9 protein-coding genes and 1 pseudogene are annotated in these 7787 nt (G+C 64.4%); 2 read left to right on the top strand and 8 right to left on the bottom strand.

The window, feature by feature from the left end; all coding sequences use genetic code 11:
* A partial coding sequence (locus H299_RS40615) for a hypothetical protein (RefSeq protein ID WP_486587394.1) occupies positions 1-415 on the top strand: 415 nt, incomplete at its 5' end.
* Here the strand turns inward: H299_RS40615 and H299_RS38585 are convergent.
* Entirely contained in the window at positions 394-1011 is a 618-nt protein-coding gene (locus tag H299_RS38585; RefSeq protein WP_078512990.1) for a polymorphic toxin-type HINT domain-containing protein, read from the bottom strand. The genes H299_RS40615 and H299_RS38585 overlap by 22 nt on opposite strands.
* A gap of 35 nt (positions 1012-1046) precedes the next feature.
* Between H299_RS38585 and H299_RS35855 the strand changes: the two are divergent.
* Positions 1047-1898: pseudogene (locus H299_RS35855) on the top strand (tyrosine-type recombinase/integrase); the annotation flags it as partial.
* A gap of 150 nt (positions 1899-2048) precedes the next feature.
* Here the strand turns inward: H299_RS35855 and H299_RS39720 are convergent.
* The 7 genes from H299_RS39720 to H299_RS35850 all read right to left on the bottom strand — a co-directional run.
* Complete coding sequence (locus H299_RS39720; protein ID WP_158692378.1) at positions 2049-2519, bottom strand: hypothetical protein; 471 nt, start codon at positions 2517-2519, stop codon at positions 2049-2051.
* Positions 2516-2761 carry a hypothetical protein gene (locus tag H299_RS0123530; protein WP_027750410.1) on the bottom strand — a complete coding sequence of 82 codons (246 nt, stop codon included), beginning with the start codon at positions 2759-2761 and terminating at the stop codon, positions 2516-2518. Before H299_RS0123530 ends, H299_RS39720 begins: the two co-directional genes overlap by 4 nt.
* Before the next feature lie 301 nt (positions 2762-3062).
* Positions 3063-3350, bottom strand: a complete 288-nt coding sequence (locus H299_RS0123525; protein ID WP_158692377.1) for a DUF7848 domain-containing protein — start codon at positions 3348-3350, stop codon at positions 3063-3065.
* Positions 3343-3666 carry a hypothetical protein gene (locus H299_RS0123520; protein WP_037760356.1) on the bottom strand — a complete coding sequence of 108 codons (324 nt, stop codon included), beginning with the start codon at positions 3664-3666 and terminating at the stop codon, positions 3343-3345. The genes H299_RS0123525 and H299_RS0123520 overlap by 8 nt, the downstream gene beginning before the upstream one ends.
* A 172-nt stretch (positions 3667-3838) precedes the next feature.
* On the bottom strand, positions 3839-5086 hold the full coding sequence (locus H299_RS0123515; RefSeq protein WP_027750407.1) for a helix-turn-helix domain-containing protein: 1248 nt from the start codon (positions 5084-5086) through the stop codon (positions 3839-3841).
* Between the two features lie 686 nt (positions 5087-5772).
* Positions 5773-6186 (bottom strand): hypothetical protein, encoded by a 414-nt coding sequence (locus H299_RS39715; protein ID WP_027750406.1) that lies wholly within the window; start codon positions 6184-6186, stop codon positions 5773-5775.
* Positions 6183-7787: polymorphic toxin-type HINT domain-containing protein (locus H299_RS35850; protein ID WP_037760353.1), on the bottom strand; the 1605-nt coding region annotated here is incomplete at its 5' end. The genes H299_RS35850 and H299_RS39715, both read right to left, overlap by 4 nt.

Here is a 7787-nt window from a genome sequence, read left to right as displayed (position 1 = left end):
CTCATACCGGGCCGTATTCGGACGATCCGACAACGCGGCAGGGGACCGTAGCTGGCGTCGTGCGCCCGCCGGGGATTACGGGACGGCCCTTAGGTGGATTTTCCTCCACCTCAACACCGACAGGGATATCCAGATCGAATTCCCTTGTCACACCCTCGGCCACACTCCGAAAATTCCGAACCAGTTCCTCCATATTTGGTTTGGCGCATCCCGTCCGGATGTAGAACTCGGACCGCGTGAGAAGGTTCAGGGCTTCGGCCATGACGTCGGCCATCCGCAACAACTCGTCGCCGTCGACCGTCATCACGATCTGCCCACTATGTTCACTGGCGCGCATTCCGTATGCCTAATCCTTTCGCTTGTTGAAGTCTTCGAGGGATTCCCTGAACGCTGTCATGGAGTATTCCCCCTCTGAATTATGGTGACGCCGCGCTCACCGTCGTACCAACCGACTCCACCGTTACGCAATGAAGACCCGTCAGGTCGACCGGCAAACCCGTTGAGATAGTCGGCCAGTTCATCATCCGACATGTCGAATCGGTGATTATTGGGCTTACCTTCCTTCAATTCCTTCTCAGCTTCTTCGCGAACATGAAGCACGCCCTGGTATGCGGCATCGCTGCATCCGTCCATTCCGCCAGAGTTATGAACGAGTACCGGTGTCTGACCTGCGAGTACATAGTACGTGTGGGTGTTGTTGATGGTGAGGTTGTGGGTGGTCTGGTGTTTGGTGTGGTGGTGGGTGGTGGTGAGGGTGGCGGTGTCGCCGTTGGGGGTGTGGAGGGTCATGCCTGCGGTGAGGTCGCCGGCGTTGACCCATTTGTTCTCGGAGGGGGACCAGAAGGGGTGGGTGCTGCTTCGCGGTGGTCGCCGAGTGCCGGCAGCGGGGTCTGGTCCACTTCCGCGCCGTGATCCGGCTCGATGGCCCGGACGGCACCGGTCAGACCCTGCTGCCCCGGCTTCATCCGCACCCGCCTTGGCCAGGAAGCCGCCGCTTGATGACCACTGCACGCGACACCCGCCGCCGCGTCCGTGCCTGCGGCGCCACCGGCAAGGACGTCCGTACCTGGCTCAACCAGCTCCGAACCACCTGCCAATGCTGCGTCCGCGGGCTCGACGCCGCCCGTGTCGAACCCTTCTGCTGCGCTGCCGGGAAGTGCTGCTCCAAGCGGCTCTCACCTCTGCCCCTGAGCTACGTGCACTCTGTGCTCAAGTCCGCGCTGGAGCACGCCGTGCGCGAGGAGGAAATCCTGCGCAATGTCGCCCGCAACGTCCGCACCGGCACACCACGGCCCCACCGCTTCGAACCCCACACCGCCTACGAAGCACGCCAGTTTCTGACCGCCGCCAGCGGTCACCGGTTGCAGCCGCTGTTCGAACTCGCTCTGCATACCGGGCTCCGCAAGGGCGAACTCCTCGGCCTGCGCTGGGAAGGGCTTGGCCTGGCCGGCGGAGCCGCCAGCATCCGACGCACCCTCCAGCGCACCAACTCCGGTGACCTGACCGCCCTCCCGACCAAGACCAAGAGCTCGGAGCGGCGCATCGCCCTGCCGACGCCGTGCCAGCGCTCCCTCGAGCAGCACCGCGACCGACAGCGCAAGGAACGCGAGACGGCGGGGACGGGCTGGAAGGACAGCGGCTACGTCTTCACCCGCCTCGACGGCGCCACGATCGACGGGTCCACCCTCACCCGGCACTTCAACATCCTGCTCCGCCAGGCCAGACTCCGCCGCATCCGGTTCCACGACCTCCGCCACTCGACCGCCACCCTCCTCCTGGAGCAAGGAGTGGAACTCGTCGTGATCAAGGAGCTGTTGGGCCACGCCCATATCGGCGTCACCGCCACCGTCTACGCCCACATCCGCCTCCGCCTCCAGCGCGACGCCATCGACCGCTGAATGGCCCTCAGCTGGACCAACGAGGCCACCGACGATCCGTCCGCCTCGGCAGTTGTCCTCTGAAGTTGCCGCAAGACGGCACAGGAGCCCCACCGAGCGCAACTCGGTGGGGCTCCTGTTTTCAGCTCCTCCGGAAGGCGAGAAATCCGATCAGCCCGATCGGATGAGGTCGGCAAGTTCGATTAGGTACCCGTTAAACCTCAAGTCGCCATGAGCGGAAAAAAGCACCTCGAGGGCGGACTGGAAGGCCCTGCGTGGAGCCTCCTTCAAGTCGCGCAGAGATACTTCCGAAATAACATCGGAAAAGCTATAGGAGAGTTCCACTGCGTCTCCCGCCCTCATAGCTGAAATTGAATCCTGAGTCTGCGAAGACTCCACAATTGATTCACCGGATGATGCGACTTCGCGGCACAGCTGAACAAACATCAGAACAAAGTCCACGACGGGGAGGCCAGGCGTCCTCAATGGAACTTCGTTGCGCTCATCACCGATCACTACGTCGGAGGTGAAGTAGTGAAAAGTTAGGTCGTCGGCCGTTAGCGTGCGAGCTGAGACCCCCGACAAGCCATCAGAATCCCAGGATGGATCATCAATGCGGGGCAGGAATGCAAACGAGATCATTTTATCCCCTGGTACATAAACTTCGGCATCGCGGTGACGAAGTTCCCCGCATCATCAACGACGATTCTCATGCCGTTCTGACCCATCGCACCGACTTCCACATCGCCAAAATCGTGGTCGATGTAGTATCCTCCGCGGGGGTCCGACTTGGCCCTAGGAACCTGCGTCCCGTTCTTGATCGCCTCATCCACCATCCCCCGGAACCGGGTCTTGTCGACTCCGTCAGCAAATACATTCTCCATCTTTCCGGCCTTATGGTAGGCCCCTCCAGGCGAATGCTGATCCCAAGCGTGGTCAACCTGCCGGGTTCCTACAATGCAGTTTGAATTGTGTACGAGGATCGGTGTCTTGCCTGCGAGTACATAGTACGTGTGCTACGCGACCCCTCTCTATCTGCGTATTTGCAGATCAGCGGCGGTTTCGGGTTCCGCTGTTGTCCGTGGTTGTGCGGGGAAATCCGTGGGTGTTGCCGTCGCTACTGCCGTCAGCGGCTCGGGCCGCACGGGTCGCGTTGCCGCTGGCGTGCTGTCGGCGCGGGGGACTTTACTGCCACGCGCCGGGCTCGGCACGGACGAGGGCGCGGACGGTCTGTTCGTACAGTTCGTGGCCGCTCTGGGCGCAGTGTCCGGCGATCCAGCGGGTCAGCTCGTCTGAGGTGTGCAGCGTGCCGGACGTGGCACCGCAGTTGCGCTCTTCGCCGGTGACGCAGATCGCCTCGATGCTCGGCAGCGCCAGGGGGTCGGGGACGGTGGTCACGTGGTACTCGCGGAAGCGGTGGCGCCCCCGAGAGGCAATGCGCACTGGTGCGCCGGCGTTCGGGGAGTCAGGCATCTTCGGTCGCCTCTTCGTGATCCGGGATGCACTGGCCACGTGAGTCCGCGACCCTGAGCGCGTCCGTCAGGGCTTCGGTCAACCGGCGGGCCAGCCAGCGGTATTCGGTCGCCGACAGGGTTTTCGCGCCGGGTGCCGTGGCCGCGCGGGCGTAGTCCAACAGTTCCTGGCCCATGCTGAGCTGTGCCGTCTCGATGCTGTCGGCGAGGGTGGAGAGGTAGCCCCGGCCGTCGCTGCTCAGGTAGCAGGGCTTCCCCTCCGGGCTGGTCCACGGCAGTAAGCGGGGACCTCCCCCGCCCGACGCGGCGTCGTACAACTCTCTGCGACGTATGCGGTCGGCATCGCTCCTGGGCTGGCTCACTGGGCACCCCCGGCCTGGGTCACTGACGGTGGACGCACTGACCGTAGGCACTGACCGATCGTCACCCCAGACGGCAGCCGTGGCAGTTCGCGACTCCATGTTCACGAACTGCCACGCTGCGTGGCAGCTACCCGACAACGCCCAGGTAGTCGGCCATTTCGCGCATCTCCGTCGTGAGGGTGCGCTTGCGCTTGCCCAGGATCTCCTGCATGGTCTCGGCGGCCCCGTTCTGGTGCCTCAGCCACTGCCGGGCGGCTTCCCTGGCACGGGTCAACTCGTCCATGGCGGCCGACAAGTCGCCGGTCCGTGTGTGGGCACGCGCCACATCGAGGGTGAAGCGGTTCCCGTCGTTGGTGCTGGGCCTGCCCAAGCGCTTCCACGCCTTGGGCGACAACTCCTCCTGCTCGCCAGCCTTGCGCACCACCGCGCGGGAGTCACCGACGACCATGTCGTCTTCGAGTGCCTTGACCGCGACGGTGACCGGCCCGAAGACGGACCAGTGCCGGGAGACGTTGCGATGCGCTGTCCCGACCGCGGTTGCCGCAACCCGGGCGGCCTGACGGTACTCCTTCGCTTCGTCGGGACGGTTGTTCCTCGCGGCTGCGGCGGCGGCCTCCATCGCCAGGCCGCCCCACACCGCGTAGCGGTCCGGCTCGGCCCCGGTGATCTTCGGCTCCACCGCGTCCATGCTCCGGGCGGCGACCTGTTCCGCCTCGTCCAATCGGCCCTGGCGCACCAGCAGCCAGCACATGCAGCCGACACCGGAGCCCGCCGCAAGCATGTCTCCGGCCAGACGGGCGTCCATGATGGCGCCGCGCACAGCGGCGTACGCGATGTCGTACTGCCGCACCTGGGTAAGGTAGGTGCCAGCCAGACGCAGGGCCTCGGCGCGGGCCAGCAGAGCCTGCCGGTGCTCGTCCCCGCTGTCGTAGTAGGCGACGGCCTGTGCGGCATCACGCAGCAGGCCCGGCAGTTGAGCCGCGACGCTCTTGTAGCTGTCGGAGAAGTACAACACCCGTGCGTCTTGCAGCGTCCGCCGGAAGGTACGCAGGTTCGGCTCCTCGCCCACGGCTTCGGCGTCCTGGTCCACGACTCCGACGGCCGGGGTGAGGGCGGCACGGAGCTGAATCAGATTGACACGGTTCGGCTCCTCGGTCCGCCCGACGGACTCCGGGGCATCGGACGCCATCAGGGCGGCGGTGGTCACCCCAAGCGCGCGGGCGAGCGCATGCAAGGTCTCCATGCGGAGAGTGCCGCCCTGCTCGGCCTTGCGTACCGTGCCCGGCGATACGCCTGCGGCGTGGGCCAGTTCCTCCTGGCTCATCCCCGCGCGGCGCCGGTACTTGCGGACGTTGTCGGCCAGCTCCGTAATCATCAACTCGCCACCTCCCACTCCACGGTACGCCCGGCCGGCACATCAGCCGGGGGCGATCCGGTAGACACCCGCCCAGAGGGGTGCCCCACCATGTGGCGGGCCGGGCTCCGGCAGGATCGCGGCCTGAGTGGGAGGGGTCCCTCGTCGGTCGGGCAGCTTCGCCGTGCCAGGGTTCCCCGGGGGCCGCCAAGGCTCACATCGTGACGCTTGCGCTCGGCCTTGGCGGCCCCCCGGGGGTTCCTGGTACGCCTCCGGTGACCGGGCAGCGAGGGAACCCTCCAGCGACCCACGACCCCACACCACGACGAAGTCGGACCGCCTTGAACCAGTAATGAAACTCTGAACAGCTCTCCGGGAGCCGTCCCCCGTCGCCGCACCGAGGCGTAGTAGGGGGTCGGCGTCATCCCGCTCCCCCTCCCGCTCCTGGCGCAGGACAAGCTCGTCGTCACCAAGGGTATCCTCGACCACACCCGCATTGGGTGCTACCGCCACCGTGTACGCCCACGTCCGACTCCGCCTCCAGCGCCAGGCCATCGACACGCACTCGGCGGGGTCGCCAACCTCCCCGACGGCCCATCCACCACAGCCGTCGTCCGCTGACATTGCCGGTCAGCGTTGTCGTCAAACCGTTGAAGAGCCCCACCGAAACACAACTTGGTGGGGCTCTTCAGGCCGATCGACTCACCTCAATGGAGATCGCTGCCAGCGCCGCCTAGTCGGTCGTCCACAGCCGCACGAACTTCGCTCCAGGGGTCGTGCCGAAGGGATTCCAATGTCTCCCTCGACGTATTCCTGTGCTGCGCGACCCTCATTCTGATCGATTCGTCCACATCGTGAGCGAGGCGCTCGAGAAGGTCCGGTGACAGTTTCCGCTTCATGGCCACCATGAAACGGACGCGAGCATCAGGGTCGTCGATCAGTATTTCCAGAACAGCCAACGGCACCGTCTTGTTCTGGACAACTGCCACCCGTTCTTCCGGATATCGAACGACGACCTCCATCCATACCTGCGCGGGCACCTCCTCAACTGCTGCCCTTCGGCATTCCTGTGGATCTGAGCTGTTGCGCAGCCGTACGAACTCGTCGGCAGTCTCGATCATCTCTTGACGCCCCGTAAATTGCTGTTCGGTATGAACTTCCCCGTATCGCCCTTCCACTTGTCCGGCATGTAGTCGCCGTATTTATCGGCATCCGAGATCCATTCGAGGCCCTTACTGGTCTCCCGATAGACCTTGAACGCCGATTCACCGTGGCCGGTCACGTCCGGAGTCCACCAGGTACCGTCCGAGGCACTCTTATAGAAGGTGGTCTTGAACGGACCTCCCTTTAGGAGTTTCGTCGAGCCTTCCTTGGTTAGCTGCCAAGGCTCTCGGCCAGCAACATCACAGTTGCTGTTGTGAACGAGTACCTGTGTCTCGCCTGCGTGTACATAGTAGGTGTGGGTGTTGTTGATGGTGAGGTCGTGGGTGGTCTGGTGTTTGGTGAAGTGGCGGGTGGCGGTGAGGGTGACGGTGTCGCCGTCGGGGGTGTGGAGGGTCATGCCTGCGGTGAGGTCGCCGGCGTTGACCCATTTGTTCTCGGAGGGGGACCAGAAGGGGTGGGTGGTGGTGGAGATGAGGGAGGCGGGGCCGTCGTCGGTGGTGATGGTGAGGTCGGTGAAGTTCTTGTCGTCCTTCGTGGTGATGGTGCCGACGACTTCACGGGTAGTTGTCTTCCCGGTTTCGGGGTCGGTAACTGTGACCCTCTCGCCGAGTTGGATATCTTCGATGTTTTGGCGAGTGCCGTCGGCAAGGAGGACCTGCGTACCGGGAGTGAAGCTGTGGCACCCCTTCCCAAACAACTTACTGAAGCGCTTACCGAGCCACTTCACGCCCTTCCCGGCTAGTTTGAGGTATTTGAGTAACGGCGCATCCAGGAGGGCGCTGCCGCAGTTCTTGTTGATTCCGAAGTTCTGCCTGCAGCCCATCCATGCATCGGTATCGGGGAGTAGGAGTTCCTTCGTCAGGTTTGCTGCACCACCACCGAAGAGGAACTTCCTGGTGTCCGGATAGAAGCTTTTGTTCAATTGGTCGAGCGGAGTGCCCCAGTTAGCCCGGTGCACGCCATTTCGTGCTCTGCTGTTGTATGCAGCGCCACCGACTGCTCTGCCGCTGTATGCAGCACCACCGACTGCTCTGCCACCGTAGCCAAGACTTCCTGAAGCGGCTCTGCCGTACCTCTTGTTGTAGCTCCTGTGGGTGGTGCCGTGGTTGGAGAGGCGGGAGCCCTTACCGTTGGATTTGGGGACGACGCCGTAGCCTTTGCCATCGTTGCCGGCGAACATTTCGCCGGTGGGGTCGCTGTAGGTGTGGGGGTTGTTGTTGGCGTAGGTGTAGCCGTGGATCTGCTGGGGGTCGGTGAGATCCATGAGCGGGTCTACGGAGATGAAGCGGCCGGTGGTGGGGTCGTATTCGCGGGCGCCGAGGTGGGTGAGGCCGGTGTCCTGGGTGTCGTCGATGCCCCCGACGAAGCCGCGGGTGCTGGGCCAGGAGGCGGGTTCCGCGCCGCGTGGGCCGCCGAAGGGCAGGGTGCGGCGCTGGGCGGTCAGCTTCAAGGTGGCCGCGTCGATGGCGAGTTGGCCGGTGCCGTGGTGATCGGCGACGGTGATGGTCCAGGTGCCGTCGTCGGCCAGGACGGCCTGGTGGCCGCCCCCAAGGGGGAT

The organism is Streptomyces sp. CNH287, from assembly GCF_000424825.1.
Note: the sequence above shows the minus strand (reverse complement) of the source record. Positions and strands in the feature narration are given on the sequence as shown.